The following is a 23031-nucleotide window of genomic DNA, read 5'->3' on the forward strand; positions in this document are numbered from 1 at the left end:
ACTGAAAGCAGACAATGGTTTCCGCACGCCTTACCATCGACCCACAATTCGCAGTGGGCACCGTCAATCCCCGCCTCTTCGGTTCGTTTGTTGAACACCTTGGACGCTGTGTCTACGACGGCATCTACGAACCCGGACACCCCAGCGCCGACGCCGACGGCTTCCGCACCGATGTGATCGAGCTCGTCAAAGAACTCGGTGTCTCCACCATCCGCTACCCCGGCGGCAACTTCGTCTCCGGGTTCCGCTGGGAGGACAGCGTTGGACCCAAGGAACAGCGTCCTCGCCGCCTCGACCTCGCTTGGCACTCCACCGAAACCAACGAGATCGGCATGCACGAGTTCAGCACGTGGCTGGAGAAGGTGGGCAGCGAACTCATGCTAGCCGTCAACCTCGGCACCCGCGGCACGCTGGAAGCCTTGGAGCTGTTGGAGTACTCCAACATCCGCTCCGGGACGGAGCTGTCAGACCGCCGGGCCGCCCATGGCCGGGCGGAGCCTTTCGGCATCAAAATGTGGTGCCTCGGCAACGAAATGGACGGCCCGTGGCAGTTGGGCCATCGCTCCGCTGACGACTACGGCAAAATCGCATCGCAGACCGCGAAGGCAATGCGCCAGCTGGACCCTTCCGTTGAACTCGTGGTCTGTGGCTCATCCAGCGCCCACATGCCCACCTTCGGAGAGTGGGAGCGCATAGTACTGACCCACTCCTACGACGACGTCGATTACATTTCCTGCCACGCCTACTACGAAGAGAAGAACGGAGACCTGGATTCGTTCCTTGCCTCCGCGACCGACATGGACCACTTCATTGAATCCGTGGTGGCGACGGCGGACCACGTCAAGGCTGTCAATGGAAGCACTAAGACCATCAACATTTCCTTCGACGAATGGAATGTGTGGTATCTCGAACGGTTCCATAACGTGGACAAAATCGAAGGGATGGACAACTGGCCCAAGGCGCCACGGCTGCTTGAGGACACGTATTCCGTGGCCGACGCCGTCGTCTTCGGCAACCTGCTGATTTCACTGCTCAAGCACGCCGATCGTGTCACGTCCGCTTCCCTGGCGCAGCTTGTCAACGTGATCGCTCCCATCATGACCGAACCCGGCGGCCCGGCGTGGAAACAGACCACATTTTTCCCGTTCGCGTTGACATCCAAACTGGCCAAGGGAGTCGCCTTGGATGTGAGGCTGGAAGCGGATACGTACAGCACGGACGCCTACGGCACCGTCCCGCTCATCGACGCCGTCGCGACCTACGACGCGGACGCGGCTACGACGTCGGTCTTCCTGGTCAACCGATCACGGAGCGAGGAGGCAACCGTAACCATAGATCTTGTGGCCCTTGACAGCGCGATCGTTGTGGACGCGCAGACGCTCTCGGACGCGGACGTATACGCCAAGAACACGCTCGACGATCCGAACCGCGTAGGACTGCACCCGAACAAGACTGCCGTGGTGCGCAACGGCGTCGTCGAAATCACCCTGCCTCCCGTCTCTTGGACGGCGCTGCACCTCGGCTGACTTTGTTCAATTGGACAGAAGCCAAGCGACATCCCGGTCCGAAGACCGGGATGTCGCTTCTATTTGCATCACCGCGGACCGATCCTCTTTTGCCGGTCTCCGCCCGGTGGGACGATTTTGATATGAGCGAAAACGAAGACCAAAAGTTTGTATCCCCGGCTGCCGGCACTAACCTTCCCAGGGAAAAGGGCACCTTCGTTGACGAATACGAACACCCGACCACTCACCAGATGCGCATCATCGGCCAGCGACGGACCGAAGCGGAAGCCAAGCTTGAGCGGCAACAGCGTGAGGCGCGGGAGAAATTCCACGAATAAATCGAAGAAGCCCGGGCTAACGGCCATCGCCGATAGCCCGGGCTTCTCCTGTGTCACGCGAACCGTAAGCGGCCCCCGAGATCTACTCAGTCGATGACGCGGACATCGTAGCCGTCGCCACGCGTGATGAGTTGCCTGCCGTGGATCCCGTCGAAGCGCAGCCACATAACCGAAGAATCTGCCGTGGCATCTTCCACTTCAGCGATGCGGACACGCGTGCCGTCTCGGAACAGTTCGATGGTGTGCCCCACCAGCGGTGGCCAGTGGTTGATTTCCCCAAGCATGTGTTCAGCGACAAAGTTCACGGGTGATTCCGAAAGGAACCTGGCCGGAGAGTTCGGCCGTATAGTGACCAGGCTGATGACGCGTGATGAGTATCCCGCAGGTCCTTGATCGCATGGCGGTTTCCTGAAGGTCCTTCACCGCGGCCTCGAGCCGACCGTCGAGGGCGTGCCGGCTCTTCACTTGGATTTCGATGCATTCGGTGGCGTTGAACATTGGAGGGCCTTTCTATATGTGCTCAGTTCTTTCGACGATGCTGACTCGGCTGGGTTATGCCAGTGACCATCGGGCCTTGGTCGATTCGAGCGCTCCTGTGGTCACGCAGCGAATATGGTCCACTGTGCCTCGTGCACCGAGCCTGCTTCCAGCCGGGCCAGGTCCTGGCCGCTGTTGAAGGCATCCGGTGGGCAGGTCATGGGTTCCACGGCGAGCCCGAGCCGGTTAGGCAAGGGGGTGGGCTTGTCCGCGGTGTGGACCTGTAGCCAGGGGCTGTTCCGGTCCCACGACATGCCGACACCCGTTCCAGAGGGGTCGCGGACTACCATGCGGGCGGTCCCGTCGTCGTCGAACGCGATGTCCGTAAAGGCGTGATCGATTTCCGTCGCGCCGATGGTGCGCGGTGTGCGGAAGTCGAATTCGTGGCCGGCCACGGCGCGTGTGCCCAGGGGTAGCAGCCTGTCCGCGGTGACCTCCATGAAGGATTCGGCGGGAAGTTCGAGAGTCCAGTCGTCCAGCGGGGCGGGTCCTGCCAGCAAATAGGGGTGCGGGCACACACCGTAAGGCGCTGTCCGTTCACCGAGGTTTCGGGCCGTCACCGTGGTGTGCAGTCCGTCGCCATCCAGCCGATAGTCCACTTGCAGCGAGAGCCGGAATGGGTACCCGGCGCTGGCCGCAAGTTCGTAGCCCAGGCTGAGTGTATCGGCGCTGCCGGCTTGAAGGGTCCAGAGCTGGTCGAAGACGAGTCCGTGCAGTGCGGTCCGCCTCGCGGGCTCGTTGAGCGGAAGATGCAGGACGGCGCTGTCGTGGCGGTAGCTTCCATCCGCGATCCGGTTGGGCCAGGGCGCGGCAATGATTCCCCGGTAGTCCGGGATCGGTTCGCCGGAAGGGAACGGGACCACCAGGTCCCGACCCCGGAAAGTCAGCTGCCGCAGGGCACCGCTTCGCTGGACGATCGAGGCGGCGTAGTCCCCTGAGACCAGCCGGAATTCCTCGCCGTTCACAGTCCACCGGCGAGTTTGTAGTAGGCGGCGTTCCAGGCCAGTTCCTTCTTGAACTGCTTGATGGTGGTGCCTTCGTCGATGGTGAGCAGTTCGGTCCGGGCGATTTCGGCGAAGTCTTCAAACACGTCCATGCCCACTTGCGTGGAAAGGACGGTGTGGTGCGCGGCGCCTGCGGTGAGCCACGCGGCGGCGGAGGTGGCGAAGTCGGGCTTGGGCTCCCAGAGCGCACGGGCGACTGGCAGGTTCGGCAGCGGTTCGTCGAGGGCGACGACGTCGACGGCGTTCGCCACGAGGCGGAAGCGGTCGCGCATGTCCGAGAGCGCGACGACGACGCCCGGCCCGGCGTCGGTGTCGAAGACCATGCGGACGGGGTCTTCCTTGCCGCCGATGCCCAGCGGGTGGATTTCCACCCGCGGCTTGGTGGCAGTCAGGGAGGGGCAGACTTCGAGCATGTGCGCGCCGAGGATCTTCTCCTGTCCCGGGGTCAGGTGGTAGGTGTAGTCCTCCATGAGGGAAGCGCCGCCGGGCAGGCCGGCGCCCATGACCTTGGCGGCCCGGACCAGGATCGCGGTCTTCCAGTCGCCCTCGGCGCCGAAGCCGTAGCCGTCGGCCATGAGCCGCTGCACGGCCATGCCGGGAAGCTGGCGCAGCGCGCCCAGATCCTCGAACGACGTCGTGAACGCGGCGGAGCCGTTCGCCTCCAGGAAGGACCGGAGACCGAGCTCGATGCGGGCGCTGTATCGCAGCGACTCGTGCCGGGCACCGCCGGCTCGCAGTTCCGCTGCCACCTCGTAGAGGCGCTCGTATTCGGCGACGAGGGCGTCGACGTCGGACTCCGGCGCGCCGTGGACGGCGTCGGCGAGTTCGTTGACGGACCAGGTGTTGACCGAGACGCCGAAGCGGAGCTCGGCATCGGTCTTGTCCCCTTCGGTGACGGCGACGTTGCGCATGTTGTCACCGAAGCGGGTCAGCTTCAGGGTGCGCACGGCGGCCCATCCGGCGGAAGCGCGCTGCCAGGCGCCCACCTGACGGGTGACCTCGGGGTTGGAGACGTGCCCGACGACGGTCTTCCGCGGCACGCCGAGGCGGGACTGGATGTAGCCGAATTCGCGGTCGCCGTGGGCTGCCTGATTCAGGTTCATGAAGTCGAAGTCGATGTCGGCCCAGGGCAGGGCCACGTTCGCCTGGGTGTGCAGGTGCAGGAGGGGTTTGCGGAGCAGGTCCAGTCCCTGGATCCACATCTTGGCCGGGCTGAAGGTGTGCATCCAGGCGGTCACGCCGATCACGGAATCGTCCGCGTTCGCCTCGAGCGCGGTGCGGCGGATCGCGTCAGCATCCGTCAGCACGGGCTTCCAGACCAGCTTGACCGGAACAGCGGAAGACGCGTTCAGGGCGGCGGCGATCTCCTGGGACTGCGCAGCGACCTGCTTGAGGACGTCCTCGCCATAGAGGTGCTGGCTGCCGGTGAGGAACCAGACTTCGTAGTGTTCTAGGGAGGTGTTGTGGGCTATGGGCATGGGTTTCTCCTTGAAAGTTTGGGGGCGGGGCGCGTTAGCGGCCGTAGACGTTCTGGTAGCGGCTGTAGAGGGACTCGATCTGGCCGGCGTCGATGGGCAGCGGCTCGCCGAGCTGCCGGGAAATGTGGACCGTGCGGGCCACTTCCTCGCACATCACGGCGGCCTTGACGGCGGAGCGGGCGTCCTTGCCGATGGTGAACGGGCCGTGGTTCTGCATCAGGACGGCTGGTGAATGGGAGGCGCGGAGCGTGTCCACGATGCCGCGGCCGATCGAGTCGTCCCCGATCAGCGCGAACGGGCCCACCGGGATGGTGCCGCCGAATTCGTCGCCCATCATGGTCAGCACGCACGGGATCGGTTCCCCGCGCGCGGCCCAGGCCGTCGCGTAGGTGGAATGCGTGTGCACCACGCCGCCGACGTCGGGCATGTGCCGGTACACGTAGGCGTGCGCGGCAGTGTCTGACGACGGCGAGAGGTCCGGATTGCCCCACGCGACCGTGCCGTCGCTCCCGGTGTTGATACCGCAAACCGGTGTGCCGTGCAGGTCCGTGACCACCATGAGCTCCGGGGCCAGCGCATCGTAGGACACCCCTGATGGTTTGATAACCATCAAGTCATGCTCGGGGACGCGGGCCGAGACATTGCCTGCAGTCCAGACGACAAGCTCGTAGCGGGTGAGTTCGGCGTGCAGCGCGCACACCTCGGCCCGGATCCGGGCAATCGTCTCCAGCAGGGCGCTCATGCCGAGGCCCCCGCGGGGATCGCGGCAAGCAGCGACGCGCTGTTCCGCTGGATCTTCTTGAGCCGGTGCATGACCTCGTTGGCTCCCCTGCCGAAGTAGTCGTGCAGGGTCCGGTATTCGCGGAACAGCTCCTCGTAGGCGGCTACGTTTTCAGGGATCGGCGTGTAGACGGCGCCCGGCTCGGATCCCATGGCGGCCGCGGCCTCCCGGATGTCCGGGTACTCCCCCGCGGCGACGGCCGCGTGGATCGCCGAACCCAACGCGGGACCCTGGGTGGAGCCGATCGTGGAAAGCGGCAGCCCTGTGATGTCGGCGTAGATCTGCATCAGGAGCTTGTTCTTCAGGAGCCCTCCGGCAACGATGAACTCCTTCACCGGCACTCCGGAGTCGCGGAAGGCGTCCACGATGGTGCGGGTGCCGAAGGCCGTGGCCTCCAGCAGGGCCCGGTAGATGTCCTCCGGGCGCGTCGCGAGGGTCTGGCCCACGATCACTCCGGACAGTTCGTGGTCCACCAGGACGGACCGGTTCCCCGAGTGCCAGTCCAGGGCGATGAGTCCGTGTTCACCGATCTCCTGGGTGGAGGCGAGTTCGGTGAGGTATTCGTGGATGCCCAGCCCTGCTGCTTCGGCGGCTGCATGGTATTCGGGCGGGACTCCGTACTTGGTGAACCAGCCGAAGATGTCGCCCACCCCGGACTGGCCGGCTTCGTAACCCCAAAGACCGTCCACGATCCCGCCGTCGACCACTCCGCACATGCCCGGCACCTCGCGAAGGACGTCGGCGTTCATGACGTGGCACGTGGAGGTGCCCATGATCGCGACGAGCTGTCCCGGCTGCACGGCCCGCGCCGCAGGCGCGGTGACGTGGGCGTCCACATTCCCGACCGCGACGGCGATGCCCTCGCGCAGGCCGGTCCAGGCGGCGGCTTCGGCCGTCAGGTAACCGGCCGCATCACCCAGGCGGCCGATGGTGTGTTCGAGCTTGCTGGACACGAAGTCCGTGAACGCCGGATTCAGGGCCCCGAGGAATTCCCCGGACGGGTAGGCGCCGTCCTGGTAGATGCCCTTGTACCCCGCGGTGCACGCATTCCGCACATAGTTTCCGCACAGCTGCCAGACGATCCAGTCAGCGGCTTCCACCCAGTGGTCGATCGCCGCATACGCTTCCGGGTCCTCCTCCAGGAGTTGGAGGCCTTTGGCGAACTCCCACTCAGATGAAATGAGCCCGCCGTAGCGCGGCAGCCAGGCCTCGCCCCGCTCGGCGGCGAGTGCGTTGATGCGGTCCGCCTGCTCCTGGGCCGCGTGGTGGCGCCACAACTTCACGTAAGCGTGCGGCCTTCGGGCGAAGCCGGGCAGCTCGTTCAGCGGAGTGCCGTCAGCCTTCACCGGCACCATCGTGCACGCCGTGAAGTCCGTGGCAATCCCGACGACGGCGGCAGGATCGATCCCGGCGTCGCGCACCGCTGCGGGGACCGCATGGCGCAACACGTCGCGGTAGTCTTGCGGCACCTGCAGCGCCCATTCGCCGGGAAGGCGGACAGCTGGGCCAGCAGGCTCGCCGGCCAGATCGGCCGGCAAGGCCTCCGTGATGACCGCGTGCGGGTACTCAAACACTCCGCTTCCCAGTTCCTTGCCGTCCCTGACCCGCACCACCACGGCCCTGCCGGAAAGCGTGCCGTAGTCCACGCCGATGACGTAATGTTCGTTGCCGTCCGCTGTGACGTCCATGAAGTCCTCCAATAAGCCAGCCCGCAGCCTTGCGGATTGGTTCTATTGTGAGCGCTAACAAAATTCACGTCAAGCCGTCCAGCCCACATGAACAGAAAGCGATCAGGCGGGAGCCGAAGTACTTTGCCGCACCACCAACTCGGGCTCCACAACGGTGGTGCCGACACTTTCCCCGTTCTCGATGCCGCTCAGCATGAGATCCATGCAGCGCCGGCCGAGTTCCTCGAAGTCCTGGCGCACCGTGGTCAACGGTGGCGTGAAATAGCCCGATTCGGGCTGGTCATCGAAACCCACCACCGAAACATCCTCGGGCACCCGGACACCGGCCTCGTTGAACGCACGCAGCAGGCCCAATGCCATCTGGTCATTTCCCACGAAAAGCGCGGTGGCAGTCCTTTCATCGGCAAGCTTCTTGCCGATGTCATAGCCGCTGCCGGCACTCCAGTCCCCCACCACCAGCAGGTCGTCCTCAAGGCCCGCGGCCTGCAAGGCCTCGCTCCACCCTTCGGACCGGGCCACGCCGTCGATCCAGTCCTGAGGGCCGGCCACGTGCCCGATCCGGCGATGCCCTTGATCCACCAGATGCCTGACGGCCAATTCCGCGCCCCGCCTTTGGTCCACCATGGCACCGCCGACGGAGGCGCCGCCCAGCGACCCCACGGCCACCACGGGAACCCCGGGGTTCACTTCCGCCAACGCGAGCAGGGTTTCCGAATGCGGCACGATCACCACGATCCCGTCCACGGACTGATCCAGGAAATGCCGGACCGCATCAAGGATCGACTCGCGATTGACCGTCCTCAAGGCTGCGATGCTGACGAAATAGCCGGCATCCCTCGCCGCTTGTTCCACGCCGAGCAAGGTGTTCGCCGGGCCGTATTGTGCCAGCTCGCTCGCCAGGACGCCGATGGTCTGGGAACGGCGGGTCACGAGGCTCCGCGCGGCCGTGTTGCGCCGGTAGCCCAGCTCGGCGATCGCCGCCTCGACGCGCTCCCGGGTGCCTTTACTGACGTTGGGGTGATCGTTGATCACCCGGGAGACGGTCTGGTGCGAGACTCCCGCCAGTTCCGCTACGTCTTCAAGCCGTGGCAAGCGCCCGCTGGTATTTGTCATGGGGCTATTGTGCTCGACGTGGAGGCCATGCGGCGAACGGGGCCGCTGTGACTCGCAGGCTAGGCTACCGGTCAGTACAGGACCACAGGCGTGCCGGGGATAGACTCGATCCAAGCCCAACAACCACCATTTGAGGAGTCCCATGCGCGCCACCATCATCCACGGTCCAGGCGACATCCGTGTTGAAGACCGTAACTACCCCACGGTCCAGCTGCCCACCGACGTCGTTGTCAAAGTCACGGCCTCCTGCGTCTGCGGATCGGACCTGTGGCCGTACCGCGGTGTCAAGGCCACCCACAAGCCTTCGGCCATCGGACATGAATTCATCGGTACCGTGGAGAGCGTCGGTAACGACGTCACCACCCTGGCGCCCGGCGATTTCGTGATCGCTCCGTTCGTGGTCAGCTGCGGAAAATGCCCGCAGTGCCTCGCTGGCGTCACAGTGGCCTGCGACCACTTGGCAGGCTGGGGCGGCAAGGATGACAGCGGTCACGCGATCGACGGCGGCCAGGGCCAGGCCGTCCGGGTACCCCTCGCCGAGTCTACGCTCGTCAAAGTTCCCGGCGTCACGGAGCCCGACGACGCCCTCCGCGCGAGCTTGCTGACGCTCTCCGATGTGATGGCCACCGGCCACCACGCCGCCATCGCGGCGAAGGTCGGCCCCGGCAGGACGGTCGTCGTCGTAGGCGACGGCGCAGTAGGGCTCTGCGGCGTGCTCGCAGCAAAGCGGCTCGGAGCCGAACGAATCATCGCGATGTCCCGGCACGCCGACCGCCAGGCGATTGCCCTCGAGTTCGGCGCAACGGACATCGTCGCAGAACGCGGCGAGGACGGCGTAGCCAAGGTCCGCGAGTTGCTGGGCGGCGTTTTGGCCGACTCCGTGCTGGAGTGCGTCGGGACCAAGGAATCCATGGAACAGGCACTGCACAGTGTCCGCCCGGGCGGCGCCCTCGGCTTTGTCGGTGTCCCGACAGGCGGAGCCGAAGCCCCGTTGCGCTACTTGTTCGACACGAACATCTCGATTGCCGGCGGAATGGCGCCTGCGCGCTCGTACATCCCCGAACTGCTCGCGGACGTGCTCGACGGCAAGATCAATCCGGGCAGGGTCTTCGACACCGTGATGCCGCTCGAGGAAGCCCCCGAGGCCTACCGCGCCATGGACGAACGGCGCTCCATCAAGGTCCTGCTCACTCCCTGAGGCCGTGGTCGGAACCCGTGGCTTCTTGCGGGATAGGTGGACCGTGGCGTGCCCGCGGGAACGGCGAGAGAATCCATATAGGAGGGCTGGCCTGAACCCAAAGGAGTGAACAGTCGTGCGTGCGTGGTGGGTCCGGGAACCAGCTCCGATTGAATCCGGGCCACTTGTTTGGGGCGAACGCCCCGATCCTCAACCAGGAGTGCGTGAGCTCCTGGTCAGAGTCCGGACCTGTGGTGTCTGCCGCACGGATCTGCATCTGGCAGAGGGCGATCTCGCCCCTCGGAGGCCGAATGTTGTCCCCGGCCACGAGGCAGTAGGAGTAGTCAGCGAGACGGGCGAAGGGTGCGTGCGGTTCCGGCGCGGTGACAGGGTCGGAGTGGCATGGCTGGGTGGAACCTGCGGGAGCTGCGGGTTTTGCCGCCGCGGCGACGAGAACCTTTGCCTCTCCCCCGTCTTCACGGGTTGGGACAGGGACGGTGGCTATGCCGAACAACTCACGGTGTCCGAGGATTTTGCCTATGCCATCCCGCCCCGGTTTTCGGACGAACAGGCGGCCCCTCTTTTGTGCTCCGGCATCATCGGGTACCGGGCGCTCAAACGGGCCGCTGTTCCGGAGGGTGGCCGGCTGGGCATCTATGGTTTCGGAGGATCCGCCCATCTCACGGCGCAGATGGCGCGCCACCAAGGAGCGCAGGTCTACGTGATGACCCGTTCGGAGTCGGCCCGTGCACTGGCGCGCGAGCTGGGCGCCGTGTTTGTCGGCGACGCGTATGATTCCCCGCCCAGCCCCCTCGACTCGGCGATACTTTTTGCCCCGGTCGGGGACCTCGTCCCTGTCGCCCTCAAGGCATTGGACCGGGGCGGTACCCTCGCCATTGCCGGCATCCACCTGAGTGACATACCGCCCTTGAACTATTCTGCCGATCTCTTCTATGAGCGGCAGCTCCGCAGTGTCACCGCCAACACCCGGGCAGACGGCGAAGAGTTCTGGTCCCTGGCCGCGGAAATTCCGCTGGCTCCCACCACGACGGTGTATCCGTTGGCTCAGGCCGATCGGGCGCTCCGGGATTTGGCCGGTAGCCGTGTTACCGGAGCTGCCGTCCTGAAGGTCTGAACTGCGGATGTCCCCCATCACAGACGGGCAGGCCGGAGCAAAAAACGGCGATCGGCGGGTCCGATGACGGCCCGCCGGTCGGTATTCCGCTGTTCAGCGTTTCAACACATCGCGTTCAACACTTCAGTGCGAAGGGCTGACCATGTGATGCCGATGTTCCTCGGTGCTGGGCTTGATCGCCATCGCGGTGACGACGAGTGCCACCAGGCCAGCGATCCACGATGTCCAGGCGACTCCGGCTTGCATGGAGTACGAGCCTAGCCACGGAGAAAGGAACAGCAAGGCACCGAAGGCCGCCTGCACCCACTCCATGACCGGCGTTCCGGGCATGGCCAGATTGATGACACCACTAACGATCAGCAAAGCGCCGAATACGACCATCAAGGCAGCCGACGAGCCGGCGGCCGTGGTCCAGATGACCGATAAAGCAGCATAGAGACCGGCGACAACCGTGACCCAATCCTGCCATCGCGTCCATTTCTTCATTGAACCCACCTCTGTGATGTGGACTGCATTCCGGGGCACCGAGCAAGTACTCCGGTATTGGTGTAACAAAATCCGCACGCAGCTACTTCCCGACATACGCGTGCGGTAATGGACCGCCGTCGTCGAATCCTGCGGCGTATGAAGCCTTGCTAAGAGCAGACTTCCGGTCTACAACGTAGTCATAGAGCAACATCGACGAACATGCCCGGCGTCGCCGGGACGTCCGTCCGGAGAGGACCCCGTGATATCGAGTCGCTGGTCGTAACGTCGCAGTCAGCCCAGTGCTGACTCATCGACGTCCGTTGGTGCGAACCGCCGTGGCCTCCGGCGTGTACCTGCGTCCGCCGCCAACGCCCAGGTTCCGGCCCGACCCCGCCAGGTCGCCTGCAGTCGCAACCAACAGAAGGAAAGAAATGTTAAACATGAAGGTCCCGGCACGAGGCGCCGGAACCGCCTTCATTGCAACCCTCGCTATCACGGCACTCGCCGCATGCTCGAGCACGGGCACATCGTCGTCGCCGTCGAGCGCCGCGAGTTCCGGAGGAGCGGTACCGCAGATATCTGCGGATGCGTTCACGGCGGATTTCTCGGCGATGAAACAGCTCACGTCACTCGCTTCACAAGGAAAGGGCATGGTGGGCGTGCTGCTGCCGGACACCACCACTTCGGCGCGATACGTCACGTTCGATGCCCCGTACCTCAAGAAGGCATTTGAAGCCGCTGGACTCGATTCCTCCAAGTTCAAGATCGACAATGCGCAGGGCAGCGCAAGCACGATGCAGACGCAGGCCGAGGCTGATATCACGGCCGGGGCATCCGTGCTGCTTGTCGACGCCCTCGACTCCGGTTCGGGCGCAGCCATCGAGGCGGCCGCCAGCGCGCGCGGCGTCAAAGTGATCGACTATGACCGGCTCGTCAAAGGCGGGGCAAAGGATCGCACCTATGTCAGCTTCGACAACGTCAAGGTTGGTCAGTTGATCGGCCAAGGCGAGGTCACGTGCATCGCAGACTGGAAAGTCACCAAACCAAACATCCTGGTCATGGATGGTGACCCAACCGACAACAACGCGAAACTGTTCGCAGAAGGCTACAACGGCGTACTCAAGCCGCACTTCGACAATGGCGAATACGTCAACGTAGGAGAGCCGGCGGGCACCTGGACGCCGTCGGTAGCGCAGACGACGTTCGCCCAGCAGTACACCGCCCACCCGAACATCAACGCAGTGGTCACGCCTAACGACGACAACGCCAACGCCGTGATCGCCTACCTGCAGAGCAAGCAAATTCCCGCCAAGACCTTCCCGACGACGGGCCAGGATGCGTCCTTGTCCGGCCTGCAGAACATCCTGAAGGGGTACCAGTGCGGAACGGTGTACAAGCCGATCTACTTTGAGGCCCAGGCGGCCGCCGCGGCAGCTCTCTACCTGCGGGCGGGCGTGACCGTTCCGTCAACGTTGGTAAACGGCAAGACCACAGACGACACCGCGAAGGCCGACGTCGCATCGGTCCTGCTGACCCCGCTGTGGGTGACCACGAAGAACATGGCGGACACGGTCGTCAAGGACGGTGCCGTGACGAGCTCTTCGCTGTGCATCTCACAGGTGAAGGACGCGTGCACCGCGGCAGGTATCCAGTAGTCCGAACGATGAGTGAGTTGGCAACCCCGGACCCCGCCGACGTCGGGCCCCTGCTTCGGCTGGAGGGCATCGACAAGAACTTCGGGCCGGTGCAGGCACTGGTCGACATCACCCTTGAGGTGCCGATCGGCAAGGTGACTGCGCTTGCCGGCGACAACGGCGCGGGCAAATCGGTATTGATCAAATGCGTCGCCGGCATTCACACCCCCGACGACGGGCAGCTGTTTTGGGAAAACCAGCCCGTACGGTTGCACTCGCCGCACGAAGCCGCGGCGCTCGGCATCGAGACCGTCTACCAGGACCTGGCACTGTGCGACAACCTCGACATCGTGCAGAACCTGTTCCTCGGCCGCGAACGCCTGCGCCGTTTTCTCCTCGACGAGGAGAGCATGGAGATCGCGGCCCGGGAGACGCTCGCGAGCCTGGCCGTGACCACCGTGCGTTCCATCCGGCAGCCCGTCGCCTCACTGTCCGGCGGGCAACGCCAGTCCGTGGCGATCGCGAAGTCGGTGCTGTGGAACTCGAAGCTCGTCATCATGGACGAGCCCACCGCGGCCCTCGGCGTCGCCCAGACGGAGGTCGTCCTTCATCTGATCCGCCAGCTCGCCGACCGTGGCGTTGCCGTCATCGTCGTCTCGCACAACATGAACGACGTGTTCGAGGTCGCAGACCGCATCGCCGTGCTCAGGCTCGGGCAGCTCGTGGCAATCAGACCCGTCACGGAAATGGACCGGCAGATAGTGGTCGACCTGATGACCACAGGGTTCTCCGATCGGGCAAAGCCGGAACTCGCACCGCCGCCGTCGAAGCGCCCGCTCACCGCCGGCAAAGGGCCCCTCCCCTCCGCGGCAGCCGTGCTCCAGGACGAACCGACCACGGCAGCCGCCAAGCGGAAGGCCGCATTGGCGTTGAACCCGGACATCACCGCGACTTCGCTCCCCGAATATTTCCGCGCGGCGTTCGCGCGGGTCCGGGGCGGCGAGAGCGGAGTGCTGCCGGTTCTCGCGGGCCTGTTGCTGATCTCGGTACTGTTCCAATCGCTGAACCCGAACTTCCTGACTCCCGGCAACATGGTGAACCTGCTTATCCAGGGTTCGGTTTTCATGCTGTTGGCGATGGGACAGGTCTTCGTGCTCCTGCTCGGCGAGATCGATCTGTCCATCGGCTACGTCGGCGGGGTGGGCGGCGTCATCATGGCCGAACTCGTCCAGGAGTCGACCGGTTGGCCATGGTGGGCGGCGATCGCCGTCGGCCTGCTGAGCTGTGCCGGGATCGGACTGCTCCACGGGACGATCATCACCCGGCTCGGACTGCCGTCGTTCGTCGTAACTCTTGGCGGCCAGCTCGGCTGGCTTGGCGTGATGCTCATCATCCTCGGCAGCGGCGGCGTGGTGCCTATCAACGACACCGTCATCAACAACATCGCGAGCGGCAACCTCAGCCCCGTCACCAGCTGGATCCTCATGCTCGTCGTCGTCGGAGCGTTCAGCACATGGACGTGGCTGCGGGACGCCCGCCGGCGCAATACCGGACTCGTCGCGCCGCCCGCCAGCGTGAGCGCGCTGAAGATCGCGGCGGTGCTCGCCGCCGGTGTGGCCATCGTCTGGCTCTGCAATACGGACCGGGGAACCCTGGTCGAAATCAGCGGCGTGCCGTGGGTGCTTCTCGTGGTGCTCGGAGTCCTCGCCGTCTGGACGTTGCTGCTCGGGCGTACCCGGTTCGGCCGCTATGTCTACGCCATTGGCGGCAACGCCGAGGCCGCACGGCGGGGAGGCGTAAACCTTGCGCGCATCCGCACTCTCGCCTTCATTCTCGCTTCCTTCACCGCAGGAATCGGCGGAATCGTCTACGCGTCACGGCTCCGTTCCGTCTCGACGTCGTACGACGGCGGCACGCTGGTGCTTTACGCCGTGGCGGCCGCGGTAATCGGCGGGACCAGCCTCTTCGGCGGGCGCGGCAAGGTGCTGCACGGGGTCCTGGGCGGGCTGGTGATCGCTACGATCGATAACGGCATGGGCCTGCAGGGCTACAGCGCACCGGCCAAGTACGTTGTCACGGCGCTGGTTCTCGTCGCGGCCGTGACGATCGACGCCGTCGCACGCCGCGGGCGCTCCCGGACCTAAGGAGGCAACTATGCCCGCGGTTGTGGCAGGTCTAGACGCGGATAATCAGCTGGCTTAACGTTCAAGAGTGGCTGGCTTTCCGGAGGGACGGCCCCATTGGCCATCCCTGCGGCCGGCTCACGCAAGTCCGAGCGAGGAGGAAAGATGCAAAAGGTTGAAGAAGCGATTGACGTGGCCGTTCCCGTCCATACGGCTTACAAGCAGTGGACGCAGTTTGAGTCGTTTCCCCGGTTCATGCCCGGTGTGGAATCCGTAACCCAGCTGAGCGACACCACCAACCATTGGGTCACCAAGGTAGGGGGTGTGGAGCGGGAATTCGATACGGAAATAGTCGACCAGGAACCCGATGATCGGATTGCTTGGCGCAGTATTGACGGCAAGTCGCACGCCGGCATCATCAGGTTTTCGCCGCTGGACGCCGACCACACGCACGTGAAGGTACATTTCGAATGGGCGCCCGAAACCGTCATGGAGAAGGCTGGAGCCGCGCTTCAAGTTGACGCGATGCAGGTGAAGGCGGACCTGAAGAAATTCAAGGAGTTCATAGAGTCGCGTGGAAACGAAACCTGAGGGTGGCGCCGCGAGGTGGAGAAGTAGATGACTGAGTCTGGACCAGTGCTTGTGGTCGGCGGAACCGGGATGCTCGGCAGCCAGGTAGTGTCCAGGCTGCTGGCAGGCGGAAAACAGGTCCGCGCCTTGGTGCGGCCCGGTTCGGATGCTGGCCGCCTGGAAGAAGCAGGGGCGACGATCGCACGTGGCGACATGATGGACCCGGAATCGCTTGCGAGAGCCATGGACGGCGTCGACGCTGTGATCACCTCAGCGGCGGGATACACCCATCACCGGGAAGGCGACACCCCTCTCACCGACACGGTGGGCAACATCAACCTCGTCGATGCGGCCAGCCGCACCGGTATTCGCCGATTCGTTCTCACCAGCATCCTCACGTGCGATCAGACTCCGGATGTTCCGCACTTCTGGCACAAGAAACTGACCGAGGATCGCCTGGAAGAACTCGGGGTCCCGTTCGTGGCTCTGCGTCCGGGCGCCTTCCTCGAGCAGATCGCCCGCTTCGGCGACCCTTTCAGCGAGGGGCGGCTCATATGGTTCGGGTCGTCGAGCGTTCCCCTGACGTACATTCTTGCCAGTGACCTCGCCGGATACCTTGCGGCGGCAGTCGACGCGAGCGGCGTCGAGGGGCAGCGCATCGACATCGGTTGGGACCGGCCGGTAACCATGCAGGACATCGCCGATATTTCTGCCCGAATGCTCGGCCGGCGGATCGAGCTCGTCCTCAACCCGATCAACCAGATGGGGGCGGACTTTGAGGCGATGATGGAGTGGTTCCGGACCGGCCGCTATGTCGCCGACACCTCACGGCAACGCGAGGTCTTCGGGCCGCCGCCAACCGCCGAGGACGCCGTCGCACGCCTGCTCACCAGCCTCGGACACAAGCTTGACTGAGACAGGTCCGACGGCGGCCTGGCGGGGCAGTCTGTCAACTCGCCTTAGCCTACGGCGGGCAGCGCGTCGGGAATGCGGGGCTTGGCGTTGCCCGCGAAGGTGAACTTGGCGTCGTCGCCCTCGCCGTCCACATCGACCACCACGATGTCGCCCGGGTGCAGCTCGCCGAAGAGGATCTTCTCGGAGAGCTGGTCCTCGATCTCGCGCTGGATGGTGCGGCGCAGCGGCCGGGCGCCCATGGCCGGGTTGTAGCCGCGGGTGGCCAAAAGGACCTTGGCGGCGTCGGTAAGCTCGATGCCCATGTCCTTGTCGGCCAGATGCTGTTCCAAGCGACCGATCATCAGGTCCACGATCTCGATGATCTCTTCTTGCGTGAGCTGCGGGAAGACAATGACGTCGTCAACGCGGTTGAGGAACTCGGGGCGGAATTGCTGCTTGAGCTCCTCTGTGACACGGGCACGCATCCGGTTGTAGCCGGTGGTGGTGTCCGTGCCGGACTGGAAGCCGGTGGCCACGCTCTTGGAGATATCGCGGGTGCCCAGGTTGGTGGTCATGATGATCACCGTGTTCTTGAAGTCCACCACCCGGCCATGGCTATCCGTCAGGCGGCCGTCCTCGAGGATCTGCAGCAGCGAGTTGAACAAGTCGGAGTGCGCCTTCTCCACTTCGTCGAACAGAACCACGGAGAACGGACGACGGCGGACCTTCTCGGTCAGCTGCCCGCCCTCGTCGTAGCCGACGTAGCCCGGAGGGGCACCGAAGAGACGCGAAACGGAATGCTTTTCCGAGTACTCGGACATGTCCAGCGTGATGAGGGCCTCTTCATCAGCGAAGAGGAACTCGGCCAGCGCCTTGGCGAGCTCGGTCTTGCCGACGCCGGTAGGGCCGGCGAAGATGAACGAGCCACCCGGACGCCTTGGGTCCTTCAGGCCAGCACGTGTGCGGCGGATGGCACGTGACACCGAGTTAATCGCCTCATTCTGCCCAATGACGCGCTTGTGGAGTTCCTCCTCCATCTTGAGGAGGCGGCTGGATTCTTCCTCGGTGAGTTTGAAGACCGGGATGCCGGTGGAGTTCGCGAGAACCTCGGCGATCAGCTCCTCGTCCACCTCGGAATTGCCTTCCGTGCCGCCGGACTTCCATTTCAGCTCCTTTTCCCTGCGTTCGGCGACGAGTTTCTGCTCCTTCATGCGCAGCGACGCGGCGCCCTCGAAGTCCTGGGCGTCGATCGCCGATTCCTTCTCCATCTTCACCTCGGCAATGCGTGCATCCATCGCTTTCAGCTCCGGCGGACGGGTCATGCGGCGGATGCGAAGCCGTGCACCCGCCTCGTCGATCAGGTCAATCGCCTTGTCCGGCAGGAAGCGGTCCGAAACGTAACGTTCGGAGAGGCTCGCCGCGGCCGCCAGCGCGCCGTCGGTGATGGTCACCCGGTGGTGCGCCTCATAACGGTCCCGCAGGCCCTTGAGGATCTCGACGGTGTGGGCCACGGAGGGTTCCTGGACCTGGATCGGCTGGAAGCGGCGCTCCAACGCGGCATCCTTCTCGATGTGCTTGCGGTACTCATCCAAAGTGGTGGCCCCAATGGTCTGGAGCTCACCGCGCGCCAGCAACGGCTTGAGGATGGACGCAGCATCGATGGCACCCTCTGCAGCGCCGGCGCCCACGAGCGTGTGGATCTCGTCGATGAAGAGGATGATGTCCCCGCGTGTCCTGATTTCCTTGAGGACCTTCTTCAGTCGCTCTTCAAAGTCACCACGGTAACGGGAACCGGCAACCACGGACCCCAAATCGAGCGTGTAGAGCTGCTTGTCCTTCAGGCTCTCCGGCACGTTCCCGCGGACAATCGCCTGGGCGAGGCCTTCGACGACGGCGGTCTTTCCGACGCCGGGCTCGCCGATCAGCACGGGGTTGTTCTTGGTGCGGCGGGAGAGGACCTGCATAACGCGTTCCATCTCCAGCTCGCGGCCGATCACAGGATCGAGCTTGTTTTCCCGCGCGGCCTGGGTCAGGTTGCGGCCGAACTGGTCCAGCACCACCGAACCGGCAGGAGCCACCTCGGCCTGGCTCGGTCCGGCAACCGTCCCAGTGGGGTCTTTCCCCTCGTAGCCGGAAAGCAAATGGATGACCTGCTGGCGGACGCGGCCGAGGTCGGCGCCAAGCTTGACAAGCACCTGCGCGGCAACGCCCTCACCCTCGCGGATGAGGCCAAGCAGGATGTGCTCAGTACCGATGTAGTTGTGGCCGAGCTGCAGGGCTTCCCGGAGTGCGAGTTCAAGTACCTTCTTGGCGCGCGGGGTGAACGGGATATGGCCGGATGGGGCTTGCCGGCCCTGGCCGATGATCTCCTGCACCTGCTCGCGAACGCCATCGAGCGAAATGTTCATCGACTCCAACGCCTTGGCGGCAACCCCCTCGCCCTCCTGGATCAGACCCAAAAGGATGTGCTCGGTACCGATGTAGTTATGGTTGAGCATGCGTGCCTCTTCTTGGGCAAGCACAACAACGCGACGGGCACGGTCCGTAAATCTCTCAAACATTTCGCCACACTCCTGGCAGCCGCCTACCTTGATGCTACGTCGCCGAGGGCCTTCTTGGGGGATCGCCGGAGGCAGAATTTTTGATACCGGGCCGGCGGGCTGCATGGATCTTCTGCACAGACGGTCCAGACCGTGAAGAATGAAAGCAACCACTAAGTAGAGGGAATACCATGAGCACCCTGAAGCAACGCCTGCATGCCGACGTCGTAGTCCACATGAAGGACCGCAACAAGACCGCACTCACGACGGTCCGCAACGTCCTGGGCGAAATCGAAACGCGTGAGAAGTCCGGCAAGGCACCCGTTGAGCTGGACGACACCCAGGTGACCGCCCTGCTGCAGAAGGAAGCCGCTAAGCGCAGGGACACGGCCCGCATTTACACGGAGGCCGGCGCGGCCGGGCGCGCCGCGGCGGAAGTCGCCGAAGCCGAAGTCATCGAGGCGTACCTGCCCAGAATGTTGACGCCCGCCGAAGTCGAGGACATCGTTGACGAGGCAATCGCCGAATTGAAGGCCAATGGACAGGAACTCACGCTCAGGCAGATGGGCGCCGTGATGAAACCCGTCACAGCAAAGGTTGCCGGCCGTTTCGACGGTAAGGCCGTCAGCGAGATCGTCCGGACCCGACTCGCATAGATTCACCGGCACGCAGGGAGGAGCAGCCATGGCAGCCATCATCCTGGGATGGAATCCACGGCTTTGGAACGACTGGAACTACGAGGCTGTGCTCGAGCAGGTCGCCGAAACAGGCCAATTCCTGGAGGCGTGGAACGTCGGGCAGCACCGGAAGATCCAGCCAGGCAACCAAGCATGGCTTCTCCTGCAAGGCGAGGGTCCACACGGACGTGGGCTGATAGGACACGGCGTCGTCATGTCCGAAAGCTATGAGGCGCCACAACGCTCCGGGCCGAAGAGTACTGCGTGGTACGTAAGCGTGGCCTTCAATGCCCTACTCCCCCTCGGCGGCCAGATACCGTCGAGCGTCCTCTGCGGCGAGGTGCCGGACGTGGCCTGGGACACCTTCCGCGGTTCCGGACGATTCATTCCGACAGAGTCAGGACCGGGCCTTCAACGCGTGTGGCGGGAGCACGGACCGGCGGCCTCCGAGCCGGGCCAGATCGTCCCAGGGACCTACCCGGAAGGAGCAGTCAGCAGGATTGAAACGAACCGCTACGAACGGGACCCCGAGGCCCGTCGGATCTGCCTGGCTTTCCATGGAACGTCTTGTGCCGTGTGCACCTTCTCCTTCGAAGTAAGCTACGGGGACATCGGCAAAGACTTCATCCATGTCCACCACGTTGTTCCCGTTTCACAGCTTGGCAGCGGCTACCGGCTGGACCCCATAGCGGACCTCGTGCCGCTGTGTGCCAACTGCCACGCCATGGCACACCGGGGCGTGGGCACCCCTCGCACCGTGGCCGAGTTGCGGCGGGCGATCGCCGCCGCCGGACACTTGCCCGGCCAGGTTGTAGACGACAGATCATTGGCCGCCCAGGACGCCGCGCACCGGATCCTTGAGCAGCGGTAAACGTGGTTCCGCCCTGGTGCACTAGCCAGCCAAGGCTCTTCCCCGTATTTTGGTTAACTACACCGTGTGGCGAGCACCACGCACTGTGAGTCAGATGATCCATTTGCCGGACTAAAACCACTGGGCGCAACGCCGCGCCCAGGACCCGGCGAGACCTACCGGGCGTCACGTGCCGCCCGCTGTTCAGGAGGATACGCATGGCCGGGATGTTTGAACTCTTCATCGACGAGGACACGAGCTTCAGATTCAGGCTCAAAGCGCCGGACGGAACGGTGGTAGCCGTCTCCAAGTCCTTTCCCGACAAGCGCGCCGCGGTGAGCGGCATCAGTGACGTACGCGAATATGCAGGAATGGGCCTGATCACCGATCTATGCCCCGAAGTCCCCGTTCGCGGAACATCACCCACGCCACCGGTTCCCGCCGTACGGCAAACCAGTCCTGCCCCAATGCCGCAGCTTCCCGTCCCGCCGCGGCACCATAGTCCTCTTCCACCACGCGAAAGAACCGGCCGCCCCTGGCACACCCCCGCCCTGGTCGACCATCCTGCACCGGTTTAGACGAGGCGTGAAGCCATTGCCCGCGCCGCGAGGACACGCAGCAGTGGCCGTGCGTTCCTGATTGCGTCGTCCCTGTCCTCGGTTAGATCCCTGATGCATTCAGCCGCACCGATCCCGTTGAGGTGGAGGCGTGATCTTGTTTCGGCCTGAATGATGCCACTGAGGGCAAGGACGGGAATGCCCCGACGCATTGCGGCCCGGGCTACCGCAATTGGAGCTTTTCCTTCCAAGGATTGATCGTCGAGTGAACCTTCTCCAACGATCACCAGATCGGAACCGCTCATGGCGGTATCGAGGCCGATGAGTTCCCCGATGAGCTCGATGCCCGGCGCGATCCGGCCAACACCCGCTGCAAGGAAGCCGACTGCGAATCCGCCCGCGGCACCCACACCTGGCGTGGCTGAGGCGTCAACGCCGAACGCGCCGAAGAAGAGGCCATTCCATCTCTCAAGGCGGCGTTCGAGGCGTTCAATGGTCACCGGGTCCGCGCCCTTCTGGGGACCGAAAAGGTGTGCCGCCCCTCGTTCGCCGACAAGGGGGACGCAGACATCTGTGGCGATGACCACTTCGGCGCCAGCCAGTCGTGGGTCGAGAGTGGATCCGTCAATAGCGGTCCCGCACACGGCGTCACTGCTGTGTGTGATCACGGTCCCGCTTGGATCGAGAACCGTCAGGCCAAGAGCCGAAAGCGCCCCCACGCCCGCATCGGTGCTGGCAACGCCCCCGGCAGCGACGATGATCTTGCGGAATCCGGAGTCGAGGGCGTCGAGAATCAATTGACCGACGCCATACGTTGAGGCATCTTCGGCTGTTGCTGCAGATGGTTGTGGAATGAGCTGCAGTCCGGCGGCCTGGGCCATCTCGATGACCGCCGTGTCCTTGAGAGAGGCCCAGGCCGCTTCCACTGGTTCGCCAAGCGGGCCGCTGACGGTGAGATGGTGGAGGTCTGCCCCTGCGGCAACAAGTGCATCGATCGTCCCCTCACCGCCGTCAGCGACAGGAAGGAGGGTGATCTCACTGTCAGGAGCGGCATCAAGCACGCCTGCGGCAATAGCATCGGCGGCTTGCCCGGCGGTAAGGGACCCCTTGAACTTGTCGGGAGCGACGAGAATTCGCAGCGGCCGGGAAGAAAGCCGCGCATCGTGTGTGGTGGTCAATAGGTGGCCCTTCCGCCGGATAGGTCATAAACGAAGCCGGTCGTGTACGAAGCGTTGGGCGAGATGATGTACTCGATCAGCGCGGCGGCCTCCTCCGCTGTGCCCAGCCGATGCATGGGGATCCGTTCGAGGTCTTGCGGAGTAGGCGGGTGCCCGCTCACCAAGGGGGTGTCGATTTTGCCCGGTGCGATTGCGTTGACGGTGACTCCGGTCGTCGCATATTCCCGTGCCAAGGCCTTCACCAGACCTGTGATTCCTGCCTTGCTGGCGGAATAGCCGGTCATCCCGGCCACGCCCTCCTTTCCCGCGGTGGACGAAAAGTGGATGAGCCGGCCGAATCCGTTCGCCGCCATACCTGGAAGCACCGCTTTTGATAGTGCGAACGCACCAACAAGGTTCACGCGGAGAAGCCTGTCGAACTCTTCGAGGGTTTCTTCGACGGAGGGTTGAACTTTCCCGAGGATTCCTGCGGTGTTGATGACTACATCCAGGCCTCCGGCCAAGGAGATAGCTTGCTCGACAGCCTCTTCAACTGATTGGGGTTCGGAAACATCGATGGGAAGCTGAGAGTATGGCGTTCGAGCTGCCGGCCATTGGGAGGTCGGGAGGTCGGCGCCGATGACTCTGCCAACTTTCGTACTGAGCAGTTCCGCGGTTGCATGGCCGATTCCGGACGCGGCGCCTACGATCAGGCAGCGGAGATCGGAGAATGAAGGAGTTGCGGCGGGCATCTGAGCGGACGCATCAGCCACGGCGCGGGCGGGGTTGCTGTATTGGGCCATTG

The 23031-nt window shown here is 64.2% G+C and carries 22 protein-coding genes; 11 read left to right on the forward strand and 11 right to left on the reverse strand.

All coding sequences use genetic code 11. From position 1 onward, the window contains the following. Positions 1-14 precede the first annotated feature (14 nt). Entirely contained in the window at positions 15-1526 is a 1512-nt protein-coding gene (gene arfA, locus AC1DJW_RS17760) for an arabinosylfuranosidase ArfA (RefSeq protein ID WP_390277181.1), read from the forward strand. A 122-nt stretch (positions 1527-1648) separates the two neighbouring features. Next, the gene (locus AC1DJW_RS17765; RefSeq protein WP_390277178.1) at positions 1649-1843 is read left to right on the forward strand and encodes a hypothetical protein; all 195 of its coding nucleotides are present in this window, start codon (positions 1649-1651) and stop codon (positions 1841-1843) included. Positions 1844-1929: 86 nt separating this feature from the next. On the opposite strand, the gene AC1DJW_RS17770 is transcribed toward AC1DJW_RS17765, so the two are convergent. From AC1DJW_RS17770 to AC1DJW_RS17800, 7 genes are all read right to left on the reverse strand, one after another. Continuing rightward, the gene (locus AC1DJW_RS17770; RefSeq protein ID WP_390277176.1) at positions 1930-2148 is read right to left on the reverse strand and encodes a hypothetical protein; all 219 of its coding nucleotides are present in this window, start codon (positions 2146-2148) and stop codon (positions 1930-1932) included. After that, on the reverse strand, positions 2132-2341 hold the full coding sequence (locus tag AC1DJW_RS17775) for a hypothetical protein (protein ID WP_390277175.1): 210 nt from the start codon (positions 2339-2341) through the stop codon (positions 2132-2134). The genes AC1DJW_RS17770 and AC1DJW_RS17775 overlap by 17 nt, the downstream gene beginning before the upstream one ends. Positions 2342-2442: 101 nt before the next feature. After that, positions 2443-3345, reverse strand: a complete 903-nt coding sequence (locus tag AC1DJW_RS17780) for an aldose 1-epimerase family protein (protein ID WP_390277173.1) — start codon at positions 3343-3345, stop codon at positions 2443-2445. Further along, positions 3342-4862 carry an L-arabinose isomerase gene (araA, locus tag AC1DJW_RS17785; RefSeq protein WP_459341614.1) on the reverse strand — a complete coding sequence of 507 codons (1521 nt, stop codon included), beginning with the start codon at positions 4860-4862 and terminating at the stop codon, positions 3342-3344. Before araA ends, AC1DJW_RS17780 begins: the two co-directional genes overlap by 4 nt. 34 nt (positions 4863-4896) lie before the next feature. After that, positions 4897-5604, reverse strand: a complete 708-nt coding sequence (locus tag AC1DJW_RS17790) for an L-ribulose-5-phosphate 4-epimerase (RefSeq protein ID WP_476902055.1) — start codon at positions 5602-5604, stop codon at positions 4897-4899. Then, positions 5601-7331, reverse strand: coding sequence for a ribulokinase (gene araB / locus AC1DJW_RS17795; protein ID WP_476902056.1), 1731 nt, complete (start codon positions 7329-7331; stop codon positions 5601-5603). The genes AC1DJW_RS17790 and araB overlap by 4 nt, the downstream gene beginning before the upstream one ends. A gap of 102 nt (positions 7332-7433) precedes the next feature. Continuing rightward, positions 7434-8444, reverse strand: a complete 1011-nt coding sequence (locus AC1DJW_RS17800) for a LacI family DNA-binding transcriptional regulator (RefSeq protein ID WP_284752277.1) — start codon at positions 8442-8444, stop codon at positions 7434-7436. Positions 8445-8586: 142 nt separating this feature from the next. On the opposite strand from AC1DJW_RS17800, the gene AC1DJW_RS17805 reads away from it, so the two are divergent. Both AC1DJW_RS17805 and AC1DJW_RS17810 read left to right on the forward strand, forming a co-directional pair. Beyond that, positions 8587-9642, forward strand: a complete 1056-nt coding sequence (locus AC1DJW_RS17805) for a zinc-dependent alcohol dehydrogenase family protein (protein WP_476902057.1) — start codon at positions 8587-8589, stop codon at positions 9640-9642. 115 nt (positions 9643-9757) lie between these two features. Beyond that, on the forward strand, positions 9758-10756 hold the full coding sequence (locus tag AC1DJW_RS17810; RefSeq protein ID WP_390277159.1) for a zinc-dependent alcohol dehydrogenase family protein: 999 nt from the start codon (positions 9758-9760) through the stop codon (positions 10754-10756). A gap of 123 nt (positions 10757-10879) precedes the next feature. Here AC1DJW_RS17810 and AC1DJW_RS17815 read toward each other — a convergent pair whose 3' ends face one another. After that, positions 10880-11242 (reverse strand): SPW repeat protein, encoded by a 363-nt coding sequence (locus AC1DJW_RS17815; RefSeq protein ID WP_059389950.1) that lies wholly within the window; start codon positions 11240-11242, stop codon positions 10880-10882. A gap of 413 nt (positions 11243-11655) precedes the next feature. Between AC1DJW_RS17815 and AC1DJW_RS17820 the strand changes: the two genes are divergently transcribed. From AC1DJW_RS17820 to AC1DJW_RS17835, 4 genes are all read left to right on the forward strand, one after another. Next, complete coding sequence (locus AC1DJW_RS17820) at positions 11656-12879, forward strand: sugar ABC transporter substrate-binding protein (protein ID WP_459341608.1); 1224 nt, start codon at positions 11656-11658, stop codon at positions 12877-12879. Positions 12880-12887: 8 nt separating this feature from the next. Then, positions 12888-15002: an ABC transporter permease subunit gene (locus tag AC1DJW_RS17825; RefSeq protein WP_476902058.1), complete on the forward strand. Its 2115-nt coding sequence runs from the start codon at positions 12888-12890 to the stop codon at positions 15000-15002. Between the two features lie 144 nt (positions 15003-15146). Beyond that, the gene (locus AC1DJW_RS17830) at positions 15147-15572 is read left to right on the forward strand and encodes an SRPBCC family protein (protein WP_284752282.1); all 426 of its coding nucleotides are present in this window, start codon (positions 15147-15149) and stop codon (positions 15570-15572) included. Between the two features lie 27 nt (positions 15573-15599). Beyond that, positions 15600-16466 carry an SDR family oxidoreductase gene (locus tag AC1DJW_RS17835; RefSeq protein ID WP_476902059.1) on the forward strand — a complete coding sequence of 289 codons (867 nt, stop codon included), beginning with the start codon at positions 15600-15602 and terminating at the stop codon, positions 16464-16466. A gap of 44 nt (positions 16467-16510) precedes the next feature. Here the strand turns inward: AC1DJW_RS17835 and AC1DJW_RS17840 are convergent, their stop codons facing one another. Next, the gene (locus AC1DJW_RS17840; protein WP_284752284.1) at positions 16511-19006 is read right to left on the reverse strand and encodes an ATP-dependent Clp protease ATP-binding subunit; all 2496 of its coding nucleotides are present in this window, start codon (positions 19004-19006) and stop codon (positions 16511-16513) included. 170 nt (positions 19007-19176) lie between these two features. On the opposite strand from AC1DJW_RS17840, the gene AC1DJW_RS17845 reads away from it, so the two are divergent. The 3 genes from AC1DJW_RS17845 to AC1DJW_RS17855 all read left to right on the forward strand — a co-directional run bounded on the left by AC1DJW_RS17845 (position 19177) and on the right by AC1DJW_RS17855 (position 21090). Beyond that, positions 19177-19641, forward strand: a complete 465-nt coding sequence (locus AC1DJW_RS17845) for a GatB/YqeY domain-containing protein (RefSeq protein ID WP_476902060.1) — start codon at positions 19177-19179, stop codon at positions 19639-19641. 28 nt (positions 19642-19669) lie between these two features. After that, the gene (locus AC1DJW_RS17850) at positions 19670-20533 is read left to right on the forward strand and encodes an HNH endonuclease (protein ID WP_476902061.1); all 864 of its coding nucleotides are present in this window, start codon (positions 19670-19672) and stop codon (positions 20531-20533) included. 197 nt (positions 20534-20730) lie between these two features. Further along, a complete protein-coding gene (locus AC1DJW_RS17855) occupies positions 20731-21090 on the forward strand; it encodes a YegP family protein (RefSeq protein WP_284752287.1) in 360 nt (119 codons plus the stop codon). On the opposite strand, the gene AC1DJW_RS17860 is transcribed toward AC1DJW_RS17855, so the two are convergent. Together AC1DJW_RS17860 and AC1DJW_RS17865 are read right to left on the reverse strand one after the other, a co-directional pair. Further along, complete coding sequence (locus tag AC1DJW_RS17860) at positions 21087-22247, reverse strand: glycerate kinase (protein ID WP_476902062.1); 1161 nt, start codon at positions 22245-22247, stop codon at positions 21087-21089. The genes AC1DJW_RS17855 and AC1DJW_RS17860 overlap by 4 nt on opposite strands. Next, positions 22244-23029, reverse strand: coding sequence for an SDR family NAD(P)-dependent oxidoreductase (locus tag AC1DJW_RS17865; RefSeq protein ID WP_476902063.1), 786 nt, complete (start codon positions 23027-23029; stop codon positions 22244-22246). Before AC1DJW_RS17865 ends, AC1DJW_RS17860 begins: the two co-directional genes overlap by 4 nt. Between the last annotated feature and the right edge of the window lie 2 nt (positions 23030-23031).

The organism is Arthrobacter sp. 05L417 (assembly GCF_056397865.1).